Origin of the sequence: Martinezella lusitana (assembly GCF_010668395.1) — a bacterium.
Lineage (GTDB): Bacteria > Pseudomonadota > Alphaproteobacteria > Rhizobiales > Rhizobiaceae > Rhizobium > Rhizobium lusitanum_A.
On the sequence record NZ_WUEY01000025.1, the window covers coordinates 59854 to 86221 of the forward strand.

Annotated in this window: 21 protein-coding genes and 1 pseudogene; 11 read left to right on the forward strand and 11 right to left on the reverse strand. The window is 54.3% G+C overall.

The window, feature by feature from the left end; all coding sequences use genetic code 11:
- Positions 1-15: 15 nt before the first annotated feature.
- Complete coding sequence (locus GR212_RS31595) at positions 16-1269, forward strand: CynX/NimT family MFS transporter (RefSeq protein ID WP_163993046.1); 1254 nt, start codon at positions 16-18, stop codon at positions 1267-1269.
- Between the two features lie 228 nt (positions 1270-1497).
- Here GR212_RS31595 and GR212_RS37320 read toward each other — a convergent pair whose 3' ends face one another.
- A complete protein-coding gene (locus GR212_RS37320) occupies positions 1498-1986 on the reverse strand; it encodes a homocysteine S-methyltransferase family protein (RefSeq protein ID WP_348643582.1) in 489 nt (162 codons plus the stop codon).
- 205 nt (positions 1987-2191) lie between these two features.
- On the reverse strand, positions 2192-2422 hold the full coding sequence (locus tag GR212_RS37325) for a hypothetical protein (protein ID WP_246726128.1): 231 nt from the start codon (positions 2420-2422) through the stop codon (positions 2192-2194).
- 817 nt (positions 2423-3239) lie between these two features.
- Here GR212_RS37325 and GR212_RS31605 point away from each other — a divergent pair.
- On the forward strand, positions 3240-4259 hold the full coding sequence (locus GR212_RS31605; RefSeq protein ID WP_348643581.1) for a DUF3095 family protein: 1020 nt from the start codon (positions 3240-3242) through the stop codon (positions 4257-4259).
- 50 nt (positions 4260-4309) lie between these two features.
- Here GR212_RS31605 and GR212_RS31610 read toward each other — a convergent pair whose 3' ends face one another.
- A complete protein-coding gene (locus GR212_RS31610) occupies positions 4310-5053 on the reverse strand; it encodes a winged helix-turn-helix domain-containing protein (protein WP_163993078.1) in 744 nt (247 codons plus the stop codon).
- A 461-nt stretch (positions 5054-5514) separates the two neighbouring features.
- Between GR212_RS31610 and GR212_RS31615 the strand changes: the two genes are divergently transcribed.
- Positions 5515-8355, forward strand: coding sequence for an ATP-binding protein (locus GR212_RS31615; protein WP_246726134.1), 2841 nt, complete (start codon positions 5515-5517; stop codon positions 8353-8355).
- 60 nt (positions 8356-8415) lie between these two features.
- Here the strand turns inward: GR212_RS31615 and GR212_RS31620 are convergent, their stop codons facing one another.
- Together GR212_RS31620 and GR212_RS31625 are read right to left on the reverse strand one after the other, a co-directional pair.
- Complete coding sequence (locus tag GR212_RS31620; protein ID WP_163993051.1) at positions 8416-9882, reverse strand: aldehyde dehydrogenase family protein; 1467 nt, start codon at positions 9880-9882, stop codon at positions 8416-8418.
- Positions 9883-10531: 649 nt separating this feature from the next.
- Positions 10532-10753, reverse strand: a complete 222-nt coding sequence (locus GR212_RS31625) for a hypothetical protein (protein ID WP_163993053.1) — start codon at positions 10751-10753, stop codon at positions 10532-10534.
- Between GR212_RS31625 and GR212_RS31630 the strand changes: the two genes are divergently transcribed.
- The 3 genes from GR212_RS31630 to GR212_RS31640 all read left to right on the forward strand — a co-directional run bounded on the left by GR212_RS31630 (position 10752) and on the right by GR212_RS31640 (position 14869).
- Positions 10752-11777 carry a hypothetical protein gene (locus tag GR212_RS31630; protein ID WP_163993055.1) on the forward strand — a complete coding sequence of 342 codons (1026 nt, stop codon included), beginning with the start codon at positions 10752-10754 and terminating at the stop codon, positions 11775-11777. The two genes, GR212_RS31625 and GR212_RS31630, sit on opposite strands and share 2 nt — an antisense overlap.
- Positions 11778-11903: 126 nt before the next feature.
- On the forward strand, positions 11904-12920 hold the full coding sequence (locus GR212_RS31635) for a ketopantoate reductase family protein (protein WP_163993057.1): 1017 nt from the start codon (positions 11904-11906) through the stop codon (positions 12918-12920).
- 716 nt (positions 12921-13636) lie between these two features.
- Positions 13637-14869: an ATP-binding protein gene (locus tag GR212_RS31640; protein WP_163993059.1), complete on the forward strand. Its 1233-nt coding sequence runs from the start codon at positions 13637-13639 to the stop codon at positions 14867-14869.
- A gap of 109 nt (positions 14870-14978) precedes the next feature.
- On the opposite strand, the gene GR212_RS31645 is transcribed toward GR212_RS31640, so the two are convergent.
- Positions 14979-16175 carry an FAD-dependent monooxygenase gene (locus GR212_RS31645; RefSeq protein ID WP_246726130.1) on the reverse strand — a complete coding sequence of 399 codons (1197 nt, stop codon included), beginning with the start codon at positions 16173-16175 and terminating at the stop codon, positions 14979-14981.
- 297 nt (positions 16176-16472) lie between these two features.
- Here GR212_RS31645 and GR212_RS31650 point away from each other — a divergent pair, with 297 nt between their 5' ends.
- Positions 16473-17762: an MFS transporter gene (locus GR212_RS31650; RefSeq protein WP_163993061.1), complete on the forward strand. Its 1290-nt coding sequence runs from the start codon at positions 16473-16475 to the stop codon at positions 17760-17762.
- Positions 17763-17769: 7 nt separating this feature from the next.
- On the opposite strand, the gene GR212_RS31655 is transcribed toward GR212_RS31650, so the two are convergent.
- From GR212_RS31655 to GR212_RS31665, 3 genes are read right to left on the reverse strand one after another with little or no spacing between them, the layout of a single operon-like run.
- Positions 17770-20295, reverse strand: coding sequence for a two-component system VirA-like sensor kinase (locus GR212_RS31655; RefSeq protein ID WP_163993063.1), 2526 nt, complete (start codon positions 20293-20295; stop codon positions 17770-17772).
- Positions 20252-21259, reverse strand: a complete 1008-nt coding sequence (locus GR212_RS31660) for a cytochrome-c peroxidase (RefSeq protein WP_163993064.1) — start codon at positions 21257-21259, stop codon at positions 20252-20254. The genes GR212_RS31655 and GR212_RS31660 overlap by 44 nt, the downstream gene beginning before the upstream one ends.
- Before the next feature lie 20 nt (positions 21260-21279).
- Entirely contained in the window at positions 21280-22002 is a 723-nt protein-coding gene (locus GR212_RS31665) for a response regulator (protein WP_163993066.1), read from the reverse strand.
- Between the two features lie 384 nt (positions 22003-22386).
- Here GR212_RS31665 and GR212_RS31670 point away from each other — a divergent pair, with 384 nt between their 5' ends.
- Positions 22387-23217, forward strand: a complete 831-nt coding sequence (locus GR212_RS31670; RefSeq protein ID WP_163993068.1) for an alpha/beta fold hydrolase — start codon at positions 22387-22389, stop codon at positions 23215-23217.
- A 118-nt stretch (positions 23218-23335) separates the two neighbouring features.
- Here GR212_RS31670 and GR212_RS31675 read toward each other — a convergent pair whose 3' ends face one another.
- Positions 23336-23578: a hypothetical protein gene (locus tag GR212_RS31675; RefSeq protein ID WP_163993070.1), complete on the reverse strand. Its 243-nt coding sequence runs from the start codon at positions 23576-23578 to the stop codon at positions 23336-23338.
- Positions 23579-23808: 230 nt separating this feature from the next.
- Here GR212_RS31675 and tnpB point away from each other — a divergent pair, with 230 nt between their 5' ends.
- The 3 genes and pseudogenes from tnpB (at position 23809) to GR212_RS37850 (ending at position 25102) form a co-directional block, all read left to right on the forward strand.
- On the forward strand, positions 23809-24117 hold the full coding sequence (gene tnpB, locus GR212_RS31680) for an IS66 family insertion sequence element accessory protein TnpB (protein ID WP_163993072.1): 309 nt from the start codon (positions 23809-23811) through the stop codon (positions 24115-24117).
- Between the two features lie 68 nt (positions 24118-24185).
- Positions 24186-24819, forward strand: a pseudogene (locus GR212_RS31685) (IS66 family transposase); the annotation flags it as partial.
- Positions 24820-25018: 199 nt separating this feature from the next.
- Entirely contained in the window at positions 25019-25102 is an 84-nt protein-coding gene (locus GR212_RS37850) for a hypothetical protein (protein ID WP_204326845.1), read from the forward strand.
- Between the two features lie 141 nt (positions 25103-25243).
- Here the strand turns inward: GR212_RS37850 and GR212_RS31695 are convergent.
- Positions 25244-26368, reverse strand: a 1125-nt coding sequence (locus GR212_RS31695) for a GMC family oxidoreductase (RefSeq protein ID WP_163993074.1), incomplete at its 5' end; no start/stop codon positions are given.

A 26368-nucleotide genomic window follows, 5' to 3' on the forward strand; every position in this document is an offset into this window, starting at 1 on the left:
CAAACGAGAAAGCAAATGGAAACGCGTACTGCTACGAAAATCACGCCGCATCCCGTCCTTCTACTGGCCGGAATTTTTTTGATCGCGACAAACCTGAGAGCCCCTTTCACAAGCATTGCACCGCTATTGGATGGGTTAAAAGAGAGTTTTCATCTCAATGCCACACAGGCAGGGATGTTGATAACCCTTCCCCTCCTTGCGTTCGCCTTGGTGTCGCCCTTTGCCGCAGGCCTTGCGAGGCGATGGGGTCTGGAGCGCACACTGCTTCTAGCACTGATCGTCATCGGAGCGGGGGTTCTCTTGCGTTCAGTCGGTTCGATCTGGTCGCTTTACCTCGGTACATGGATAATTGGCAGCGGGATCGCGCTAGGGAACGTATTGCTTCCTGCTATCCTCAAGCGCGATTTTCCCGAAAAGGTCGCGCCGCTGACGGCCACCTACGTCCTCGCAATGGGTATCGCCGCGGCTTCTATGTCCGCTGTTGCTATTCCATTGTCACAGTTTTCGAATTTCGATTGGCGTCTAGAAATGGCATGCCTCATCCTGCTGCCTGCAATCGGGATCCTTGTATGGCTGCCTCAGGTTTTCCGAGAGACCCAGCTTACGACGAAGGTAAGAGGCCCCCTGCGCAATGTCCTCTGGCGATCACCTATTGCCTGGCAGGTCACATTTTTCTTGGGTTTCGACTGCTTCTTGTATTATGTCGGTGTCAGTTGGTTGCCTGCCATCCTTGAAGATGGTGGCTATTCAACGGAGCAGGCTGGCTCAATGCATGGTGTGCTTTTGCTTGCAACCGCGATCCCCGGCCTAATTCTGATTCCAATAGTTCCTCGAATGAAGGATCAGCGCGCGGTGGCTTGCTTCCTTTCACTTAGCATCGCTGTGGGGCTTCTCGGCTTGCTAATTGCCCCGAAATTCGCTGTACTTTGGGTGCTTGTCTTCGGATTTGGCGCAGGCGGCGGTCTGATCCTCGCTCTGTCATTCATAAGCATGCGCACGCCAAATGCTCAATATGCAGCCGGCCTGTCGGGTATGGCTCAATGCGTTGGGTATCTCGTCGCATCGGCAGGCCCGCCTGTTATCGGTAGAATGCACGATGCCACAGGCTCATGGAGTATACCGCTTACCGTTTGTGTTTTGCTGGGCGGTATCATGGCTGTAGTTGGCTATTTTGCCGGACGTGATGTCCAGCTGTCAGATGTGCAGCCGCATGTGGGCAACGCAATAGCTTTGCGGCGGAACACAGGCACGGAAGCTGTTAAAGGGTAGCATGGGCTTAGTGTCAGGCACATAGGCATTTCTTGGTGCCGGTGGCGCCCGCTGCCCTCGACTGCGAATCGCGGCCTATGCCAAGCGACATGAGACCCCTCTTTCGCCGATATGAAGTATCGCCCCTTCACTGGTTCGACGTTTCGTTGGTTTCGGGTGCCGCTCCGACTTTCTGCAGAGGGCCGGAGCGGCGCTTTCGCGAATTTCTGAAACCCGCATACATTTCGCCTAAACGAAGGCTTCGCAAATTGCACGAACGTGACTGTGATCAGTACCGCAGCAACCGCCGAGGATATTTATACCCGGCAGGTGCTCGCGGAGGCTTTTGTTCCTCGTGGCGAGGTCTATTGGGGCGCCTGCATCGAGCTCCGTCATGTGGTCAAGTTCCGCGTGGCTTTTGTCGGACGCATTTCCGCTTATTCCTGGCAGGCATTCTGTCCAATACGCCTCGGTCTCAAGAGCCTGTTCGAAGTGCGATGGATAAGAGCAATTGACCATATAGTACTTGAGCCTGCAATCGGTAGCGGCATCGACCATTTCAATCGCAGTCCCCAAGACCATTCGTGACGCCAAGCAGCCATTTGTTTCCACAGTGAATGAAATCGAAATAGGGATGTTGTTCTCAGTAGCCGCACGGATGATCCCGATCGTCTCGCTGACCGACGATAACGTCCATGCGGCACCCATGTCCGCCTGGCTCTCCGAGGAGCACTCCACCTGATGCCAGTGATAGTCCTTTGCTTCGGCGGCTGTCGTCTCCCTAACCGTCGCCTCTCGGGCCAATCGTTCCGCTAATTATAATGGGAACGTTCATTTCATGGTCGACGCGCATTTCCGCAAGCAACTTCATCGAGCTTGTGTTCACGGCCTCGGGGGCGGCAAGGTCGTAACCTCGCTTTCGGCCCAAGTCAGGGTTGGTTTGTCAGGTCGGGGTATCGAGAATGATGCCCAATCCGAATTCCATCGCTAGCTCGATATATTCGGAATAGTATCGTCGTAACTCCTGCTGACCCAGTTCGTTGTCGAGCAAGACGAAGGAAGCAAAATGGGTAAGCTCGATCTCTCGATGGTAAATCAAGCCTGTGTTGGCTCCGCCTTCGGTGAGAAAGATCTGTGAGTTGAGCTGGGGTGGGCGGGAACGATATTTTGCCATTGAGTAATTCCATCGACAGGAAGCTTCCTCGTGGGACTGCGAAATGTCCCGGGCATTTATGAAAAGCGACGCAGAATTTCAATTGCATCCGGGATTAGCGCTCCTTCGCCAAGACTTCTCGGCGGGCGGATAAACCTTCCGATGACAATCGTCCCATCTTGGCGCCAAATGGCCTGACGATGGAAAGGTCGAGCGGCTGTCCGATCGATTCACCAGCAACTTAAAAAGAAGGCCGCCTCCGGGAGACTGGAGACGGCCTCAAAGCGGATCTGTGAGATCCGCGGCTTCGGCAGAGGGGACAAAAAACCGAAGCGCAACCGTAACGTCGAATAGGCTATGAAGACTCGAGGAGGAGGTAAGGGCTTCGGCCACTTGAGCGTTTCGATAGGGAAAATATGTCCCGCTTGTGTATCCAGCATGTTTCAAGAAAAGGGTCCTTATGAAACACGATGTAGCAAGATGGGCTTCCGATACAATGCTATACAGAGCGACGGTCGGCCATGGACAGGCGCTGCGGCAACCGCAGGGAGACGCAGCACCAACTGGCGTCAAGGGTGTGACGAGGAAAAGCGGAATCCGACAGGAGTGGCGCGGGGTTCAGAAGAGGCGTTTTGGGGAGCCTGACATGCTTACACCCTCCGGCGGGTGCCGCACACGTTCTTTTGTATTCAAATGTATCCCACCCGAGAAATACTACAGTGGCAAATAAAACTTACCGAAGGAAGACACACTGGAGACACTCGCTTGTGGTTGGCTTGCGGGAGCGAGGCAGGTATGCGTTCGTTACTCTTGCAGGACCGGTATCCAGGAGAAAAACGTGGCAGTTCCTTCGCCATTGCGAAAGCATGCGTACAGCAGATTCGTTAGCGTGCTGGACCAGTCGATCTATGAGCCCTTACCTGGGGATTGGCTGATCGGAATGACTGACGTCGTTGATTCGACCGCCGCCATTGAAGGCGGCCAGTACAAGGATGTTAATTTTGCCGGAATTTCAATCATAGCGGCGCTCGGAAACGCTATTGGCACTTTTGATTTCCCTTTTACCTTTGGAGGAGATGGAGCGACGTTTGCCGTCGCCCCCGAAGTTCGAGATCACGCGATCAAGGCTTTGCGGCAAGTCAGGTCCTATGCCGCTTCGGACCTGAACTTATCAATGCGAGCCGGCTTAGTGCCCATAGGCGAGATACGCGCGAACGGTCATGATGTCAGAATAGCTCGATATGCTGTCTCCGACAGTGCAACATATTCGATGTTTGCCGGGGGAGGCATCAGGTGGTTCGAGCATGCACTAAAGTCGAGGGGGGCTTGGCAAATCGAGCAACTCGCTGGAAGGGATGATCGACCTGATCTTACTGGCCTTAAATGCGATTGGAATCCCTTTGAGAATCGACATGGCACGATCCTCTCTTTGCTGATTGAGCCCAGGGATATCGCCAACGAAGCATTTACAGTCTTGGCGCGTTCAGTCATCGATATCTTCGACGCAGATGGAGGGCATTCAATACCCGTTCCGGAAATGGTGCCAACTCCCAGAGATTCCGGAAGGGTAGTCGATCAGCGCACGTGGGCGGCCGTGGCCTCCAATTCAGATTTCAGAAAGTACGATGATGTCTTGCGTTTGACGGTCGACTGCTCGTTGCAACAAGTGAACGCTGTCAAACGGACGCTTCGCGACGCTGTTGCGCAAGGCGAAATTGTCTATGGTCTTCACTGCCAGTCCCACGCCATCATGACATGCCTCGTTCCGGCAGCCAGCAAAGATAACCACCTTCATTTCCTTGATGGAATGGACGGGGGATACGCAAAGGCAGCAGCGATGCTGCACGCCGTCGCGTAACATCGCTTGAAAGTGGAGACGAGGTGATCGGCTCGGAGGTCAGATCGACGTCAGGAAGTGGCCATAAGCCTCGTCGGTCGTCGTGCGTGCTCTTCGACATCCACATCCGCGTTGAAGACATATCCCACTCCGCGCTCTGTCAGGATAAGCTTCGGATTCGATGGGTCGACTTCGAGTTTACGACGCAGCCGCAGCACGAGCACATCGATACTGCGATCAAATATCTCTTCGTCATGCACTCGGCTCGCCGCCAGCAGCTGTTCTCTTGACAACACTTGGCGGGGCGTCTTGAGAAACCCGGCCAGGAGGTTGAACTCGCCCTTGGTGAGCTTGACCTCTTCAACTTCGTTGTATGTCAGCCGCCGTTTGTGCAGGTTTAGGGCCCAGCCGTCGAAGGAATACGTGCGCCGATCCTTACGATCATTGAGCTGTGGCTTGATACGGAGGGCGGCGCGGACGCGAGCCAGGAATTCTCGGAGCCCAAACGGTTTCGTAACGTAGTCAGATGCTCCAAGTTCAAGCCCCACGACCTTGTCAGCTTCGTCAAGCCGGTCTCCGCTGATGATGATAATTGGTGCGTCGGATTTCGTGGACAGTGTCCGAACGATTTCCAGGCCGTCTTCGTGGCCCAGGTTGAGATCGACAACGAAAAGGTCGACAGGTTCAGTAGCCAAGATTTGACTTAGTTGCTGGCTGTCCTTTATGCCCGTAACCCGGAAGGCGTGCTGGGAGAGATAGTCGATGAGAAGCCCGCGAAGCTTGCGATCGTCGTCTATGACAATGAGATGCTTCATCATTCGGCCCCTATAAAACCGCCCCATGCCCGTCTTCGACGTCAGGCCAGCGTTGGCATTCGGCAGTGCCGTGTTTCGACACCTGAATATTCCTGCCCCAATCGATGATCAGGACAATCGTTGCACTCTATCTCGATCAGCGCGAAAGCGCCGAATGGGACATATCTTGATGAAATCTACTCAATTCCATGTTTGCGGGCACGTTATCTCGTGTGAGCCGGTGTTAGAAGTTGCTAGCAACCGCCGCTATCGCTACCAATCGAACCGTGTTGGGCGGAGGGCCGGCCTCGAAAGCAGGCGGTGGATTCAAACTCTTTGCCGAAGAGGAGATGTCGAGGGGCGTAGAATGACGCGTTATACGGTGGCGTGGAAGACGATTGAGGTGACCGAGGCGAACTGGGCGAATGAATGCCCATTCGGAAGGCGAGTTCAGTGAAGTACCGTTGGCAAAGGTTGCTAGGATGACGCCGTCCCAACACGAGATAATCTCGTTTGGTCCCTTCACCTTGCAATTGAGTGGGAGGCGGCTACTCCGTGACGGCTTGCCCCTGTACTTAGGCGCAAGAGCCTTCGACCTCCTTTGGCTACTAGCGTCGCGGCCGAACGAGGTCGTCCACAAGCGCGAGCTTTTGTCGGCGGTCTGGCCCGAGGTCGCGGTAGATGACGGCAGCTTGCGATTTCAAATTACAAATTTACGCAAGCTTCTCGGTGAACAGGCCGGCGGTCCTAAATATATTTCGACGGTGGTGGGTCGGGGCTACTGCTTCGTGGCTGAGACGTCGCGTGGCAGGGGAAAAATCGGAACGGGAACTGTAGCGGTTCATCCCCAACGCAATTTGCCCAATCGCGCGACACATATCTTTGGACGATCGGCAGACAACAATGCAATTGCATCTTTGCTGCGCAACGAACGCCTCGTGACGATTGTGGGCACCGGGGGTGTCGGAAAAACAACGGTTGCGGTTTCAATTGCCCACGATCTTCCGGAGCCTTTGAACGAGGCAATTCATTTTATTGACCTTGGGGCGACGAGCGAGCCCTCATTGGTCGTTCCAACGGTCCTCTCTACGCTTGGTGTCTCCGTACAATCCAAAGATCCGACGTCGGCCTTGATCGCTTATCTAGCGAATAGCGGCCAAACCTTGCTTCTACTGGACACTTGCGAACACGTTATCGAGGCAGTGGCTGCGATGGCATCGCGAATACTCGCTGCTGCACCATCGACACGAATGCTTGCGACCAGCAGAGAGCAACTCCAAATCGACGGCGAGAGAGTCTATAAGCTGCAGCCACTGGCATGTGCTCCGGTTCAGCACTTCGACCTTAATGCGGTTCAAAGTTTTCCTGCGACCCAACTTTTCCTACAACGTGCGGCGGCAAGTGGCACGCCCCTTCATCTCGACGAATCCGACGCAGAAGTTCTGGCGAATCTCTGTCGGAAACTCGATGGCCTCCCTCTCGCTTTGGAGTTGGCGGCGGCAAGGGTCGGCAGCTACGGTCTACACAAGACGGCGGACCTTCTCGACAAGCATCTGATGCTTTCCTGGCCGGGGCAACGAACCGCGCCACAACGGCAAAAAAGCCTGCAGGCAGCGTTGGATTGGAGCTATGGACTCCTATCGGACTTCGAACGCAGGCTGCTCCACCAACTTGCTTTGTTTGCTGGTCATTTTTCGATGGAAGCGGTGCTGGATGTTGCCACTCCTCTATCCGACGAGATCACTGTACTTGCTGCCATCGACAGTCTTGTGGCGAAGTCGATGGTAGTTGCATGGTCTGCCGGTACAGGCATGCGTTATCGCTTGCTTGACACCACACGAGCCCACGCCCTCAACTTTCATATCGATCAAGGTGAACTGAACGCAATGGCGAAGCGCCATGCCATTCACTATATAGAGTGGTCGAATGCCGAAGGAGTGTTTTGGCATAACCAATCTGATATGGAGCGGCGGTCACATAGGCTCTCTGCCCTGGCAAACGTTCGGGCGGCGCTGGATTGGTGCTTTGGTCCTGTAGGCGACCACGACGTTGGAATTGACCTTGCTGCCGCCGCGGCGCCTATGTTTCTTTCAATGTCCTTGTTGGGAGAATGCCAGCAATGGATGTCTCGCGCATTGGAGGTCCTCGCAGGAAGTGCCGTGAATGATTCTCAAGAGATTCGTTTGCAGGCTGCTTTGGGGGTTTCTTTGATGTTCACGCGCGGCGAGAGTGAAACCGCTCGCAAGGCATTGAAACGCGCTCTGGTGATCGCCGAGCAGCGCGGCGACGCTGAGGAACAGCTTTCCATTCTCGGACCACTCCATCTCTTTCACCTAAGCACCGGTGAATTCAATACCTCATTGGGCTATGCCGAGCAGGCCGTCCAACATGCTGTTGGACGAGATTCCGCTTCTAGCGCGCAAGTCAATTCGCTGGTTGGCGTTTCATTGCATTTCAAGGGCGAGTTATCTCGTGCTCGAGATGCCCTCGTTGCCGCGTCAATACAGAGCCCTGCAAATGGAAATCCCGCAACTTACTTGGGAATTGAGAGAAGCGTTGCCGGTACCTTCTTGGCTAGAACGCTTTGGTTGCAGGGAGGGCCGAACGAAGCGATTGCAGAACTCGATACGGCGCTCAAGTCGGCTGAACTTGTGGCACATCCCCTATCGCTCTCGATTGCCATGATGTGGGCTTGCACGGTTTTCCTATGGAATGGCGACCTTCCTGAGGCTACCAAAAGCATGGAGAGGATGAGCGAGTGCGCAATTACCTATTCGCTTGCCGCTCATCGGGCGGTGGCAGAGGGATTTCGTGGGGAGTTGGCTTGTCAATCTGGAGATCCGGTTGGCGGGATAGCGCTTTTAAGGCAGTCTCTGCAGGAATTGCATCAAGCTAACTACAAGCTGCACACGACACCGCTTAGCATCGCCCTCATCGAGGCACTTTGCTCAGTCGCCAGATATCAAGAAGCCATTGAATTGACGTTGGAAACTCGCCGGCTCGTCGAAGAGAACGGCGACACTGTCTATTTGCCAGAGCTGTTCAGACTGCAAGGACGGATTTTGCTTTCGCGAACCGCAGACAAAAATAAAGAAGAAGCCCAAGATAGTTTCCAAAAGTCGTTGATGCTGAGTCGTGAACAAGGCGCCGTCGGATGGGAACTGCGAACAGCGATGGATCTCGCCTTACTTTATAGGGGGCGAGGGCGAAGCGGTGAGGCGACACTGCTTCTCCAGTCAGTGCTCGAAAAGTTCAACGCTGAATCGAATTCGGCCGATTTGCGTGGGGCGAGACTGTTCCTCTTGAACTCCAATGCCTTATAGGGAGCCGGGTTCCGTATATCATGGTTTCTTTTAAGTGTCGGGAGAGGGGCAAACGCTTCACTATTTGGCGCCGTCTGGGAATAGGATTGCTTTCGTTTCAAGAAAGGCGCGGACGCCCTCGGGTCCACCTTCACGCCCAAATCCAGACATTTTGTAACCTCCGAACGGGACGGCGGGTGTCAATTCCATACCGTTTACGCCGACTTGGCCAGCGCGTACCTGGCGAGCGACTGCGAGAGCTTCGCCCGGTTCTCCGAACACTGTTCCACTCAACCCGTAGTCGGTGTCGTTGGCAATCGAAATTGCTTCATCCACGGTCTCGTAGGTGTGAATCGTTACGACGGGTCCAAACACCTCCTCTCTAGCGAGCGGTGTATCGCGATTTACCTTTCGCATAATCGTTGGTTCAATGTAGTGGCCACGGCCGGAAACAGAGCGTTCTCGCCCACCCATGACGATCTGGGCGCCATTTTTGACGCCATCGTTTATATAGGTCAGCACCCTCTCGAACTGCCTACGGTTCAAGACGGGACCGATTTGGGTCGTACTGTCCCATGGATCTCCGACGTTGAAGGCGCCTATTCTCCGCGCGATAACGTCAACAAGTTCGTCTTCGCGGGAACTGGGCAGCAATAACCGAGACTGGGAAAAGCAGAATTGGCCGGAGAAAGGCATACAGAACTGTTGCAAGGTAGGCATGGCGCGCTCGATATCCACGTCCTTGAGAAGTATTGCAGCTGCTTTACCACCTAGTTCAAGGGTGAGGCGGCCCATCCGACCGGCGACAACGGAGGCGATAGCGCTGCCGGTTACGACACTGCCCGTGAAACTGACCTTGGCAACATCTCGCGATGAAACCAACCATGCACTTACGTCAGCATCCGCAAGGACAACGTTGACGACACCTGGCGGAAATCCAACGTCGTGGACGCACTGAGCAACAAGCATTGCGTCGAGCGGGCTTTCGGGGGAGGCCTTTATTATACAGGTGCAGCCAGCCGCTAAAGCAGCGCCGAGCTTCGTCATCAAAATCGGAAGCGCAGCATTCCACGGTGTGATTAATGCCGAGACGCCGATGGGCTCTTCGATCACTTTCGCAAAACCGAGCTGCGTCGGACGTTCGGTTTCGAATTCAAAGGAAGCGGCGAGATCAGCAAAATACCGCAAGCGGACCGTAGTCAGTGGCGCGAGTCGATTTGTCATTGAGATCGGCGCTCCCACCTGGGCAGTCCAAAGATGGGCGGCAAGCTCGCGGTTTTCGGCCAGCTTGTCCGCCAATCGGTGCATCAGCGCCGATCTTTCTCGCGGTAATAGTTTTGGCCAGGGGCCCGACTGAAATGCACGTTTTGCCGCCGCGATGGCCAATTCCATCTCGCCGGCGGCCGCCAGCGGAACGGATGCTACAACTTCCTCGGTGGACGGACTTATAATTTCTTTACGCGTCGGCGATGAACCACGGATCCAACATCCATCTATATAAAAGCTGTCGAAAAAGTGAGACGGAATAGTCGACATCCATCCATTCATGCGCATTTCCTCAATTTGGAGAGCCGAAGCGACGTAAGCGCTTGCGCCGATGGTTGCTGTAGGATCGTCGAAGGAGTGTAAGTTAAGAGGTGGCGATCCATATCCTGCCTCGCATTTCTGGACCCGGTTGGAAGGAAGGCAATGGCATCAAGATTGATTGTCATGCGCGGTTGGGGCGGAACGGAACGCCAACGGTTACGATGCCAGTGAGACCGTAGGTCCAGGAAACTCGACACTCTATTTGTTTCCAAAGGCGACGCATCACGGTTCGGGATGACCCCGGGGTTCTGTCTCGACATGACTATTTCGATCACCTCAACGGCGATGTTGGCGAGAGATCCTTGCACTGGCATATCCTATCCGACGAATTTCACGCGATTTCTTCACGCCGTAGTCGAATGTGTTTCCTAGCCGAGCAGGATGTCTTCGAAGTTTCATGGGCGGGTTTTTATCCTACAATTGAAATCCAGGCTCGGGGGTGGGCCAGCGATATCGGTCTTGGGTGCCGCACGCCACAGGTCAACAACAGGCGTGAGCTCAAGTTTCACTTGAAATTCTATTTCTCTATTTGAAATGGCGGTGCTGTTCGACGGCGACACAAATTTCCCGTCCAAAATCAATTGCGGAACAATGCTACATGCACGGTCGACTATTGCATCCAAAGCTCCGCGGTCTCGGCGGCGCTGAGCGTCTTATGTATCTTTACTCGAAGGCGCATCCGCGCCATTTCTGCATCGTTGCGCAGATTAAGGCGAAAAGGTCCGCGACGACTACCGGCGTACGCTTCGAGCTGTTCAATGGCGGCATCAATTGTTGCGTTCAGGCATTGGCGAAGATGCGTTGCAAGGTCCTTTCTTTTTGGTGTAGCCATGGCCGAGCCGTTGATGCTCTCGCGTGTCAGTCAATTTGCATGGGTGGATCGCGTTAAAACGGAACTTGAGACGAATTTCGAGGATGGAGGCGGGTTGTTCAGAGCCGTCGTACTCCATGACGATGTGGGCGCCGACTTCGTATTGACCTTCCACCATGCAATTGCTGATGGCATGTCTGGAACTGCGATTGCAGAAGATCTGATGAAGGCACTGGCGGGGAGAGCTTTAGAGCCGCTTGGCGTACCCAGCTCGCTTGAGAACTTTAACTCCCTGTATCATGGAATGGAGCTACCTGATGATCTCCGGGGTCCCTCACTATTGGGCGACCGGGCAATGATGTTAGCCCAGGCAGATCGGCCGCTCTGGCGCCAGTTCGAAAACGACAGCGTGTCAATCAGCACGGCCACAATCGAAGCCGATGTTATCGGGGTCCTCCGTCAGTTGTGTCGTGACATGGGCACCACGGTGAACAGTGCAATCTGTACCGCTATTGCTTTGGTGGGGTGCAAGGTCGAAAAACGGAGCGAATACAAGATACTTAGTGCGATTGATGTGAGGCCAATTATCGATCTCGATTATGAGAGATGCGCGCTACGAGCTGTCGCCGCCACCCACTCCATCCACAAACCTGACACCGAAGATTTTTGGATTGCCGCTCGAGCGCATAGCGAGATGGTAAAAGGCTCGCGTGAAAAGGCGAGAATCGTAGAGACCAGTCGTATGTTGGATCGGTTGATACCCCCAACTTGCGATCCTCGTATCGCGTCCGGACTGTTGGGAAGCCTGGGCTACGATGCCGTCGTTTCAAATCTCGGAAATCTCTCGATTAGACCCCGGATAGACGACGTTCAGTTGTCGGCGCTGTGGGGCCCGGTTGGGCAAGCTCGCCTAAAGAGCGAGAGGTTTCTGGGGGTCGCGACTACCCGGAACGTGATGCGGATGTTGGAAGCCACTCCAACATATCAGAGGCCGCTATTGAGCGACCTGAAGCCGTGCCTCGTAGACATAGTCCGGCCTCGCTGATGAGGACTCAACCAGCCCGTAGGCGAAAAGCGCCGTGGATGACAAGTGTAGTCATTTGTCGAGGGCGCTGAAACACAGGTCAAATCCAAATCCAGAATTTTCGCCAAAAGGTTTTCTGGAGCGACGATGAGCGTATTTGACAGAAATGGGTTAAGGGACTTGCAAATTTGTGTCGCCGGGCCGGGTGCGATCGGGTTGACACTTGCAGCAAGGCTGTCGGTAGGGGGCTTTCAGGTTGCTGTAATCGCCCGTAACGAAAGTCTACATGCGATCAGAGAAAGCGGCATACGTCTGATTGACCGGGAAGGCGACCACACATTTCGCGTAGACGTCGGAAGCGCATCAGCTTTTCCAAAGCAGGACATCTTGTTCCTGTGCCCTAAATCTCAAGATATGCCAGCTCTTGCCAATGCCGTAAGATCGGTGGTTGGCGCGGATACGATTATCGTGCCGGTGATTAATGGCATACCGTGGTGGTATTTCGAAGGCGAAGCCGGAGCTTGGGCTGGTCGCCATGTGCGATCGGTAGACCCCGATGGTTCTCTTAAGAGCATTTTCCGGTCATCCCAGATCATCGGCACGACAACGGTTATCACCGCCGAAAGGGTGCAGCCCGGTTTCGCGAAAACGTTCAACCCGCTGCAGATGACGATCGGAGAAATCAACAACGAGATATCGCCTCGACTAGAGCGGTTGGCAGCTGTGCTGCAAATGTCGGGAATCGACGTTCAGATAACTTGGCGTATTCGAGATGCGGTCTGGACAAAAGTTGTGCGAAATTTGATTTCCAATCCTGTGTCGGCGGTCACCGGCGCGACTCTTCGTGAGAACTTTGGAGACGGCTACCTCGCGGAGGTCAGTCGCCAGATGCTGTATGAGGTTCTTCCGGTGATAGCTGCTTATGGTGCCAGATTGGAGACCGACCCCAATACAATATTGGCTGCTGGACGGAAGATGGGGGATGTAAAGACCTCGATGCTTCAAGACCTCGAACGGGGCGCGCCACTGGAGTTGGCAGCTATCTGCGACGCCGTGCTGGAATTGGCAGCGCTGCATGGCATCTCTATGCCTGTAACCCAGGCGATCACGGGGCTCGCTCGCTTCCGGAGCCGTTGCAACTTCGCCATGCAAGCTGCTCAATAGACGCCGGCACTGGAGATCGCGCTTCGGTACACCATAGCTCACCGTTGAGGAGGCCGGACTTGGTCAATCAAGCAGATAGTTGCGGAATAACCGGCGCGAGGCCCTTCCAATAAAGTGGCATGCCTATCAATCGCACCGACCGTGATTGATCGAAGGTTCGAGCAGATTGTGGCCAGCTGGCTGCATTCTCGGCTGTGAGCACCGCTTCGCCTGGAGGCGGAAAAAGAAATCACCCAGACGCGAGAAACTACGGCTGTTTCAACATCAAAGTGTACATGCGCGCTATACCGCTCACTTCGATGTATCAATCGCAGCCTGTTGTTGTTGTTGGCTTTCGTTGGCAATGTACAGACGAGATCGGCCGGATGCGCAAAAGGCTGGCTAAAGGAATACTTGCCGCAAGCCGATTTCTACCTGTCGAGATTACAGACGAAACATAGTGCCGCAACTTTGAAACGATGCCGTGGACTTGAGGTCCTAGCTTGTCGCTGGGTTGGAGTCACGCTGGGGCTTTCACCTTGTAACGGCGACGCCTGCTTTGGGTTACAGATGATTTCGGTGATGTGCTCACTGAGACAGATCGAAAGTCCCATTTCACGACAATCCCAAAGCGTGGAGCGCCCAATCGCACATCGTTCGATCGGTCAACGCGGTCGGAGATTCAAGACGAGACCGCCCATGTGGTGGATCGTCAGCCAGATGTTTGGGAGAGAACAATGACCGACCGATTTCCTATTTCTTCAAAGCTCGGTGCAGTGCATTTCGCACGAGCTTTGACGCCCAGGTCATTGCGTGGCCGTTTGCTTCTAGTCTTGGGTGTGGGTCTGATCATTGCGCATGGAGCCCTCGCGATCGGCATTGCTGGCGACGCTCTGCGCGCTTCCACCATAAGCTTCGAGCGCGGCCCTGCACCAACCGCTACAGAAGTTGCCGTACTCGATGAGGAAGACAGAGGTGGAATTGGCGCGCGTCCCGCGTCCGGGCAAGCTGCATTTGCAGCGACCGCGAAGGCCGGCGATGACTATTCTGACCTCCGACAACCGATAGCGTTTGCCTATCCCCGCGGGGATGTCCCCGCGGCGATGGGAGGCGTGGAGGCAATGTGGGCTGCTATCTGCGGTCACGTTGTTTTACTCCTTGTCCTTGGTTCGCTGGGATGGATTGCGATCAAACAGGTAGTTCAGCCATTGGCAAAATTCACCGCTGCAGCTAACGCGTTACAACCCGAGCAACTTGGGCCCCAGCTCAGCGAAACCGGCCCAAGCGAGGTCGTCGCAGCTGCGAAGGCTTTTAACGAGATGCGGGCGCGCATCACGCATCATATTGAAGAACGCATTCACCTGCTGAGCGCATTTTCCCATGACATGCAAACTCCAATAACGCGAATGAGACTACGCGCTGAATTAGCCGCCGATTTCCCGGAACGGGAGAAGCTTCTGCAAGATTTGGCGGAAACCGAGCGGTTGGTTCAGGAAGGGATTGCCTATGCAAAGAATGCTCATGTCAAGGCGGAGGATTTCAGAACGGTCGATCTGACGTCACTTATCGAGAGCATAGCAGCAGACTATCAGGATACGGGAAGGCAGGTTTCAGTCGTTGCGCACCCGAAAGGATCGATTGTTACGAAGCCGCGGGCGCTTCGGCGTATCCTCTCCAATTTCATCGACAATTCGCTGAAGTATGCCGGGGCCGCCGAAATAGCCGCGTCACGCGGCTCGTCTGGCGAGACTGTTATTGCGATCGCGGATCGCGGTCCGGGGATTGCTGAGGATCTCCTTGACGCTGTCAAGAAGCCCTTTGTCAGGATTGAACATATGAATTGCGAGGGCATCGCTGGAGCCGGCCTCGGCTTAGCCATAGCTCAACAACTCGCTACCGAGATTCAGGGATCCATCAATCTTAGAAACCGGCCGGCGGGCGGACTTATAGCGGAGATCACTCTTTTCTAAGGGACCTCCGGCAAAAGGAAGCCGCGACACTGCCGCTATGCTGCGAATAATTGGCCGCGGCAGTCGCGGCCACCGTATCTTTGCGTCGCAGGCTCAGAGCCGGACGCGCTTATAGCGGCTGAGCGAGCGGCATGTAGGAATGTTGGTACAACGTGTTGCCGAACTTGCTCAGAATCAGATTGCGCAAGAAATTCGAACTGTTTCTTAGCTTATCGCGCGCTGCGCACTGCTTCTGGACCCACTCCAGCCGCGCCTTTCTTCGGGCATAGAATGCGGCCAAAACAGAGGCGGAAGCCTCTGGCCGGGACAACGATTCTGCCAAAATTAAAGCATCCTCCAGTGCCATCCCTGCTCCCTGTGCCATGCTTGGCGAAGAGGCATGTGCCGCATCTCCGATCAGCACTAACCGTTCCGCTGCGTATGGTTTTGCCGCGACCTCAGCTAGCATTGCACGATGAGTGATTACGTCAGGTGTCAGCCCGGAAATTGCGGGGCCAAGCGGGCCTTTGAATTGGGAGAAGAGATCTTTTAGTGTTTCGATTGAACCATCTTGGAAATCACGCGGCGAGCAATCGGCATAAATATAAAGCTGCTTTCTGCTGAGGGGAATGCCCAATAACGTACGTTTTCGCCCGAGCATGACCGTCCAGCTGTCGAGTTCTCCAAGGTTGTCGACTACGAGGCGCCAGGAAACGATGTCGAGCGGACGAGGGGCGGTCGCTTCGAAGTTCGCATTGCGCAAAGGTGAGTGGATCCCGTCCGCCCCCACAACCAGATCATATTCCGACGTGCTGCCGTCTGAAAAGCTGACCTGTCGTTTGTCGTCGCTGATGGCGGTCGAGGTTAGCGTTTTTCCATAACTTACTGACGTGCTCTGCAGCGATCTACCGAGTAATTCGATCAAGCTCGCCCGAGGCAGAGCAACGCAGGGTCCGCAGTTGCCCCATACGGACTGAGTGGCGACACTGTTCAACACGAGGCCGCTTGAGGACAGAATTTGTTGTGACGCAATTGGAAAAGATGCCTCGATCACCTCTTTCTGAAGCCCCAGGTTCTTCAATGCTCGTGTCGCATTTCCAAGCAAGAAGATCCCTTGCCCAGAAGTCGGCGACGTCTCGAAACGCTCTACGACCTCAACATGCTGTCCCTTTAATTCCAGCGCCCGCGCAGCGGCGAGTCCCGCAATTCCCGCTCCAACCACTAAAATTTTCATCGTAGAATTCCACCGATTGAGATTAACCACAATCGCGCCTTTTAAGCGAAATTCGTTGCAACGATGCTTCAAGCTAGTGGTTGCCAGCGTCATTTGTAACATCTGTGGGCGCCTGCTTTTGCTGCGCCTGAATGTGGTTGGTAACTTTGCGATCGGTGCATGGATTGCTCAGTTCCGTCAGATTCCGCAAAAACTCCGTACTATCCATATCTTTCAATTGTAACGTAAAATTGGGTTTTTCGAATAACCAATCAACGGACTGGCGTTGTAACGACCGAACTACAAACAACTGGTGTTTGCATGGTCTGGACCCGCTCGCAGAAATCATCTCAAGACATCTCTTCTCGGGATGAATCGGATCCTAGGTCGCCCTCAGGAAGAGCGATACGAATGCTGTCGCTCGCAGCCGCGGGCGGAGCATTGGAGTTCTATGACTTCGTAACGTTTGTCTTTCTTTCTGACACCATTGGATCTTTGTTTTTCCCAATCGGCTCGCCGCCCTGGCTGACAATGATTCAGACCTTCGGCATTTTCGCTGCAGGATATATTTTCCGACCATTGGGTGGAGTGGTCCTCGCTCACTTTGGTGACCTGTTCGGCCGAAAGAGAGTCTTTGCGTTTTCGATCCTTCTGATGGCCATATCGACCCTCGCGGTAGCATTTTTGCCGGTTTATCAATCCATCGGACTGGCAGCACCGCTTTTATTGGTGGTATTGCGGGTACTTCAAGGCATAGCAATCGGTGGTGAAGTGCCCGGGGCATGGACGTTTGTTGCTGAACACGTTCCTCCGAGCCGCGTGGGATTAGCCTGTGGTCTCGTTTGTGCTGGCCTTACGATCGGGATCCTTCTGGGTTCGGCAATCGCGGCCGCGATAACGTATCTTCTGCCGCCTGCCGCCATACTAAGTTATGCATGGCGTTTCCCGTTCTTATTGGGTGGCGCATTTGGTCTTTTAGGCATGCATCTTCGTCGGATGCTTCAGGAGACGCCAGTTTTTGTGGCACTGAGAAGGCGCAAAATGCTAGTCCCAGAGCTTCCGCTAAGCGTCGTACTGCGTGCATATACGAGGGGCATCGTTATTTCGATTCTTTGTACACTGATACTTTCGGCGGCGGTTGTCATGCTGACGCTGATGCTTCCCACACTACTTCAAGGGTTGTATCATTACACCCGCCAGCAAGCACTAATCGCCACCACGATAAGTACTCTCTCAATGACTGTGGGCGTTGTCCTGGCGGGCCTTTTGCTCGACTACGTGGGCCCCGCAAAGCTCTTCGTCATTGGAGGGATGCTCCTTGCAGGCGGTGATTTCGCGCTTTCGAAAATTGCGGTGGGCGGCATCTTCCATCTGTATTTGTTCAGCGCATTCGTCGGATTTTCGGGAGCCGTTGCGGCCGCAGTGCCATTCGTTATGGTCTCCTGCTTTCCAGCTTCTGTCAGATTTACGGGAGTATCTTTCTCTTACAATGTCTCCTACGCGATATTTGGAGGCTTAACCCCCGTCACAGTTGCGGCATTGATGGCCGTGAATCCAATGTCACACATTTATTATTTGTTGTGCATCAGCGGCATTACGGTCGTTCTGGGCGGGTATCTCTGGAGCTTTCCCGAGACGTTGCGGTATCAGCGAAAGCCGCCGATGCCCCGTGGCGGGCACCAGGACGCCACAAAGCCCTAAGGACGCGCTACCGAGCCACGTCTGGCAGCGCTGATCGTCTTCCAATCTTGTTGAAAAGCGCAGTGGCCAGCGATATCGAACTGACCGGCTTTCGTAGCAGGGAGATGCGATCCAAGGGGCGAGCGCCGTTCCCGTCTCTGCCGGGGTCGGCGAGGAAAAGTATCGGAATCATTTCGAATTCCTTTACGATTTTCCCCAAATCAGGAGTGTCTTGCCAAAGGTCTAAGTCCAGGAGCACGAGATCTGGCAATCGACCGGCTGCCGCCAACCACCGTTTGAGCGCGGCCATAGATGCAAAGCCTACGGGCTCGTACTGCAGTGCGGCAATCTTTTCTTCGTACATCAATCGCAAGCTGGTATCGCGTTGCGCAAGCAGGACGAGCTGTCCCGTGCCGAGCGGGATCGTGCGCTCGTTAAAGAATTGTCCCAACGGGACTGGGTCCTCATAGATGGCAGGAAAGTATAACTTGAACTCCGTTCCTTCTGAGGGACGGCTCTCGACATCAATTCTTCCGTTCATTCCCGTCACATGACCATGGACCGCAGCGAGGCCAAGCCCTGTTCCGCCACTTTTAGCGCGGGTCGTGAAGAAGGGCTCGAAAATATGCGGGAGGATGCTTTTCGCGATTCCGTCTCCGTTGTCCTTAACGCTAAGGAGCACGTAGTCGCCCCTTGGCAATTCACTATGGGACAACGATGTTACGTTGCCGAATTCAACCTTTTTCAGCGATATTTCTATATGGCCTTCTTCCGCAGATGCCTGCGCGGCGTTCATGCAAAGGTTCATCAGCACTTGTTGTATTTCGATTGGATTGCCAAAGACAGATGGCAAACCGGTATCGATAGCTGTGGATACCGAGACGGTCCCGGGAATCGAAAGCTTCACCAGTGGGACGATGTCTTCAATCGCCTCCTTTAAATCGAATGGTCTGTTAACGCGCTCGCGCTTTCTGCTGAAGGTGAGAATCTGGTCAATGATGTGTTTCGCCCTGTGTCCACTCGAAAGGATTTGCTGGATGTATTGTCGGGTGCGCGTTGAGCTTCGGCTGGATTCCAGAGCCATCTCGCCATATCCCAGAATCGCGCCGAGCGTATTGTTGAATTCATGCGCTATGCCGCCCGCGAGCGTTCCGACGGCCTCCAATCGCTGCGAATGTTCCAGGCGAGCCTCCAACGCTCGCTTTTCCTCGCGTTCCCTTTGGGCCTGAAGACTTTGAATCAGGACGACAATGGCGTGGCCCAGAAGCCGAATCTCATCTCTGTCTGGCTTTTTACGAACTTCTGTGTGCTCAAGAAAGAGGATGCCGGCCGAGCTTGCATCAATGCTCATTGCTGTAATTGATCCGGCACTTAGAGCACCCTCCGGGAAAGCCTGTATCTCGAGCTTTTGGAGGTTGTGATAATAGGGTCGGTCGCCATTGACCTTTTCTTCTGCCATTTTTTCAGAAAGGCGCTCGAGAAGTGATCGAAACAGGGATGCTTCGACGTTTCCGAAAAGCTGTTCGACTTCTTTAACGTCGCTGCTGACGACGGCGAAGGCGTAGCTGCTGCAGTCAAAGAAATCGGCCACCGCGCCGAGTGAGTCTGTTAATGCCGCCGATACATTATCGAAGTCTTCGTTAAAGCGCCTCTTGATGGTGGCGGCCAGATTTTCGAATTCCAACTGTTGCGTGAGTCGGTGAGTCTGAGAGCGCAGTCTGTAAACAAGGATTGCAATATAGATGCACAGCAGAACGGATATGGAGCCCAAAAGGATTCTGCTCCAAGCTGAGCGGACGCTTAGAATGCCATAGGCATCGAGATATTCCTTCTGAAGAGTCTGGGCTTCCGTCGATGTCCGGGATGCCTGAATAGATCGAATTGTGTCATCGACCGACGGCAGGGTATCCAATATCATCCTCGCATGTACGACGTAGGACGCTACGTCGGGGATGCTTGCCGCTTCGGATCGAGACATTGCGTCGAGCTGAGTTCGTATCGGCTTTTCAAATCGCTGATCTGGCTGGGCGGCAAAACGCATCATCAGGTTGCCCAGATCGGTTGATATCGCCAACGCCTTGACAACAGCGGGATCGCTGCTCTCGTGCAACTCACTCAACATTTGATTTGCGATTGAGAATGAGTTCTGAAGCAAGGCATTATCAGTCTTGAAACGTTCGACGAGCTTCTCATCGCCATCGATGGATGCCGCAAGCTTCGTTAGTTCCGCGTCAAGTTCCGCCGTCGATTCGACGCCACTTTCTGGAAAAAGCTTTCGAAGCTTTGAAACGGTGGCATGAAGATTCACAATCGAATCCACGATAGGATCGTAGTTTCGCAGAAGACCTGCTCTTGCTTGTAGAACATCGCGTTGCAAGGACGCATGATTGATGTCGATCGCACGCAGAGAGGTTAGAATTGATTCATGCGTGTCGCGCGAAGGGACGCGACCGATGGCAAACAGCGCAAACAGGAAAGCGCCGGCTACGAGTAGAACAATTCGCCAAAGTTCAATCGTGGCGCGTTGAGGAGGCCGCTTCGAGCTTATGTCCATTGTACTCGCCAGTCAGTGTTTTCAGAAATGCCACAAGTGTATCTGTGTCGTTTGCTGTCAGCGTACGACCGAGTTGGCTGCGGGCCATGATTTGTACCGCCGCTGGAAGGGACGAGACCCGACCATCGTGAAAATATGGCGCTGTGACTGCTACGTTTCGCAGGCTCGGCACGCGAAAAACCCCCTTGTCTGCCTCCTGACCCGTCAGGGTATAGCGACCCATGTCGCCGTCACTCTCGGAATCCCCGATTGGCGGCGGAGAGAATATACCGAATTTTTGGAACATGTTTCCGCCAATGTTCGAGCCTTGGTGACAAGATGCACAACCATAATCCTTGAATAGCCGGTATCCTTCCACCTCTTTTGAAGTGAGAGCGTTCGTATCGCCAGCCAGATACCGGTCAAACGGCGAATTAGGCGTGGACAATGACCTTTGAAAAGTTGCAAGGGCGTCGAGTAGATCGCCCCGGTCGACCGGATGGCCATAGATCCGCTGGAACATTGAAGAATAGACTTGGCTGTTTCGAAGGCGCTCGAGAAGCATGGGCCAGGTTGCCGCCATCAGATTCTCGTCCAGCAATACTTTTTCGTTCTGCTCTTCGAGTGAGGTGAAATCTCCTCTCCAGCCAAGTCGATAATTCGACCCAACATTGAAAATCGTGGGAGCGTTGAACCGATGGACACGACCCTTGTAACCGACTGTTCGCCTCTCATTTACAGTTCCGCCTTTTGTTAGATCATGGCAGCTTATGCAAGAGAGCCGATTCATGCTCGATAGAATTGGATCAGAGAAGAGTTGGCCCCCCAGCGCAACCCTTGCAGGGTTCAGGTAGCCTGTCGGCTGGAGAGGTGCCAAAGGCTCACGCCCCTCGACCCCACTTGCACCAGCACCGAGTACGGCCGCCCCTAACGAAAGTCCGAAAGCAATCAGGTACGGAACCCCATACCGAGACCACCAATTCATGCTCCTCCCGTGTTGGTCCGTCACTTTGTCCGCCTGCGTTCGTCGATCGTAACCTCTGCATCGAACAAGTAGCCAGCGCCACGCTCCGTGCGGATTAGTTTCGGATTGGAAGGGTCTATCTCAAGCTTGCGCCTCAGCCTTAAAATTAGAACGTCGATACTGCGGTCGAAAATCTCTTCGTCGTGAACCCTGCTGGCCGACAGCAATTGTTCTCTCGACAAAACCTGTCGCGGAGCCTTTAAAAAGGCAACAAGCAGGTTGAATTCGCCCGCCGTCAGTTTCACTTCGCTCTCGCCATTTAAAGTCAACTGGCGCTTTTTAACGTTCAAAGCCCATCCTTCGAAGCCGTAGATCTTCCGATCTTTCCGATCCGCCGGCGTTGGCCTCACGCGAAGTGTTGCTCGGATACGGGCCAAGAATTCACGCAGTCCAAATGGCTTCGTCAGATAGTCCGATGCACCAAGCTCCAAGCCCACGACTTTATCCGTTTCCTCCAATCTGTCGCCACTGATAATAATAATCGGAGCATCAGCCTTTCCCGATAGAGTCCGAACGATCTCTAATCCATCTTCGTGTCCGAGGTTCAAGTCGACGATTACCAGATCGACCTGCTCAGTCCGTAGGACTGCTCCGAGCTGATGACTATCCTTGACGCCAGTCACCCTAAACGCGTGCTGAGAAAGGTAATCAATCAGGAGTCCGCGAAATTTGCTGTCGTCATCGACCACAAGAATATGTTTCACAGCTAAACTCCTGGCCGTTCTATAAAGTCCGCAATTTTCTCAATGGTGATCAAGATCCGGATTGGAAGTGCTTTGCTTGGCGATCCCCGGCGTATGGCGTTTTGAAATTTCAGAGCGATTACAAGCGGGAAAATCGAGCTACAAATGAAAGTCGGGGCTCTCTGGCACGTTGCCGAAACCGCGGGGTGTAAACAGGCTTCTGAATTTGCATGCGAGGAAGCTCAGATGCTTCAAATGCAACCCGGTCTTTTCGACCGGAAATGATGATGTTCTGTAAATGTCCGATCATTGCCTTCTGGCGTCGTGTCAGGCGCCTTCGGCATGGCATGGCGTGGCGAGGTTTGGCCTTGGCCACCGCGGAATGATGATCAGAGGCAATCCCACATGGGTCGTATTATGGAACGTACAATTCACGGATATATCAATACATCACAAGGAAAAGTCGCAGTTGCAGAAAGTAAAGGTGGCGATTTGGATGTGCTATTCATACACGGTAACTCGACTTGCGCAGGCGTATTCAAAAAACAATTCGCAGATCCTCTTTCTGAGATTCACCATTTTGTCGGGCTTGATCTTCCGGGACATGGTGAATCAGATGATGCTGTCAACGCCTCGCGAACCTATTCCAGGCCTGGCCTGGCAGATGTTTGTCTTGAGACGGTTGACAAGCTGAACCTTCGAAAGACGGTGATTGTCGGATGGTCGCTCGGGGGGCATGTTGCCATCGAAATGCTTTCTCGCTCGAAATCGATTGCGGCGATTCTCGTTGTCGGAACACCTCCAGTCGGCGACAAAATGGCGGACGGATTTCGAGGCAGGCCGCTTGGCGGCCTAGCGTCCAAAGCCGAACTGACGGCCGAAGAAGCGGACCAATTCGCAATGGAGGTTTTAGGTGCGTGCGCGGAACCCTTTGTGCGGCAGGCGGTGGAACGCACCGACCGGCGCTTCCGACCAACACTTCTTGTGGCGGCGGCCAAGGGCGAGGGTGCAAACCAGCGGAGTGTTCTTGGTTCGTCGGATGTCCCCGTGGCCATTATCAATGGTGCGGACGACCACATTATCAACCTCGATTACATTGATTCAGTTGAGTACAAAAATCTCTGGTGTGGCCGATGCTTTCGCATTCCCGATGCGGCTCACGCTCCTTTCTGGCAGGCTCCAGAAGCCTTCAATCTACTTCTCAGCAGTTTCCTTGGTCATATCGCCGATAGTTAATTGTGGTCTCCTGCCGTGCGCGAGGATTTCGGTCCCTCGGGCACGGGCCTCAAATGCCAAGCCGTATCGATTACGATTGACGGCACTCCTTATGCCGTCAGTAATCGTGTGACTTATTTTATTTCGCAAGCTCCATCTCGCCACGAGCAAATTGCTGCATCGGATAATACAGTTCGCAAGCGTAAGCGAAGTCGAGAAAGATCTGTTGTAACAGCGAGCGCTTTTCCGGTTCTCGGGCTAGGTTGCCAAGGCGATCGAGATCAATGTGAGGCAGTGTCCGGCCGTCGATCGCTACTAGCCGCAGGTATGGCGTTGAGGCCTTTTTCTCGTTTGTTGGTTGTCCCATGGAATCAAGCTCCATTGCGAATGCTCATCGCCACTCCTTAGAAGGGGCCAAGCGCGTCTTGATTACGGACAACCACAAGGTTGATTTCATGCGTAACTCGCGGATGTGGGGGAAGCGCTGATGACCACAAATGTAACCGGTGTGCCAGCCCCACGTTGTCTTCGCCACCTTGCCGCCCGCGTCGCCGCTGTCACTCGTGCCTGCGTAGTTCCGGTATGTTCTTTCGATCGAACCGGGTTCGGATCATGGTGGCGACCCGCAAAGGCTATGATTGCTTGGCGTCATTGGCCAAGAACGAGCTGCACAAGAACCCGTTCACAGAGATGGTCTTCGTATTTCGGTCACGCAAGGCCGGCCGTCTGAAGCTGATCTACCGGAATGGCAGCGGATTAGCGATGGCCTACAAGCAGCTGGAGGAGCACACTTTCATTTGGCCGGGCGTCAGAGATGGCATCATGACACTGGGCTACACTCAGTTCTCGGCTCTGTTTGCAGGTCTCGATTGGCGTCATGTCCGTTCCGTGGAGACGAGAGCGCCAGATGCTATCGAGTAGATGTAGCGCGATGACTCGGGAGGCGGATTCCAACGGCGAAGCGACGTTGGTTTTGATAGACTTTCGCCATGTTGGACGCCGCCGATCTTCCCGGCGATATTGCTGTCTTGAAGGTGATGCTGATCGCAGCGCAAGCGCGTGAAGTTCGCAAGGATGACTGGATCGAGCGGCTGGAGAAATTGGTTGCTGCTTTCAAACAGGCTGCCTTCGGCCGCAAATCTGAGAAGACGGATCCCGAGCAATTTGACCTCGCGTTGGAGGACTTGGAAACAGCCCTAGCGGCCATCCATGCCGAAGGTGAAGGCGATAGCCCTCAGGGCAAGCCACAGCCGAAATCTCGCGCCGCCAATCTGCCCGCCCATCTTGCGCGCCTTGAGGAACTCATTGAGCCAGAAAGCCTGATCTGCACATGCGGCGGAGGCCTGCATTGCATCGGCGAGGATGTATTCGAGCGGCTGGATGCCTTCCCGGCGCAAGTTGGTCGAGATCATCCGCGCCGGCTCAACTCCAATCACCGAGTAAGGCTTGAGGCGGGTCGGTGAACTCTATCGAATCGAAGCCGAGATGCGTGGTCTTTCCCCAGAAGCTCGGTTGGACGGAAGGCAAGCACGGTCAGCGCCTTTGATCGGAGACACGCGGACCTGGCTCATGCATCATCCCGCTCGCGTCACTGGCAAATCGCCGCGCGGCGAAGCACTGGCCTAGCGGAATCTCCGAAACATGGGGATCTGTTTCCGGAGGGTTGGCCGGACATCAATATTAGGTAAGGCGTATTACGCCCGTTTATTTTGAGAAAGAGGCCGCATTCACAGCAGTTGCAATCGGATTGGCTCAAATTTCGGGCAATATGGCAAGATTTTCAATCGCGATGACAGTCTCTTGACAAGGCGACTTCATCCTCTTGGCTACCGAGCGTGACCTACTTCACATGAACCTTGCTTCCGCTGAAGAACTGCAAGATCAGGATTGCAGATCATCAAATTGAAACGCAGGCGGCGGCCACCTCTGACGCAGCGTCGGAGGCAGACAGGTAAACTGGTTGGGAACGCAAATACATGCGTTCCCCGTTTACCCCGCTTTCTTCCTGACCGTTGCCATGAACGATCGGATGGGGATTGCGGACCCTCTACGCGGCATTCCCAACTGTCGATGTCCGCTGATTTTCACCAAGCAATTCGGCGCGCAGAATCTGAGATGCCCGCTCGCCGACAACGACGCATGGTGCCATCGTATTGCCGGTGGGGATACGTGGAAACACGGAGCCATCAGCAATTGTTAGATTCTCGACGCCGTAGACCTTGAGCTTTCCGTCTACGACTGACAGTTCATCGCGTCCCATCTTTGCCGTGCAGGTTTGGTGCCAGAAGGGAACGGCGCTCTGCCGAATGAACGATTCGAGATCATCGACAAACACCGAGCCGGGAAAAGCTTCGCGTTTGTTTATTTCGGACAACGCCGATTGCGCGCCGATCTCTCTGCTGAGTTCGACCGCAGCCTTTGCTGTCTTGACGTCTTCGGCGTCAGAAAGAGAATTCAGCTGAAGTATGATGTTGTCTTGGATATGGGCGCTCCTCAACCTTATTCTGCCACGGCTGCGCGGCCGTGCCAGTCCCGCGACCAAAGACCACGCATGTTGTGGAACGCCTTGCTGAGCAATTTCAGGGCTGCAAATCGGAAATTCGCCCTGACACATCACGACATCTGGAGAACGGCTTTCTGAACGTAGCTTGGTGTAGATCGTTGCCTCGCTGCCGTTGCCTCGTGGAGGCATTTCTTCCCGAAATTCGAAGATGCTGGGAAAGCAAAGGTGGTCCTGAAGATTCTCACCTACGCCCGGGAGATGTTGCATAACCGGGATTCCGAGGCGCTTCAGCTCTCTTTCATCGCCGATCCCTGAATGCATCAGGATCCGGGGCGTGTTGATCGAACCCGTCGATAGAACCACCTGTTCAGATGCGTTGAACCGGTGGACTTCTCCATTGCGCAGGACGTCGACACCCGTCGCACGGCCATTTTCGATGACAATCCGCTGGACGCTTGCCCCCGTCAAGATGGTGAGATTTTCGCGGTTCAGGACCGGCCGCAGATAAGAATCAAAGATCGTAATTCGTCGTTGGCCGTCTGCTCGGACGTCCGATATCGAAGCACCGCTTCCAGCTTCCATCATACGACCGTTAGGATTATCGAAGGAGGGGATGCCCGTGGCCCGTGCCGCCTCCACCAATGCGAGAGCGACGGGGTGGGGCTGGGC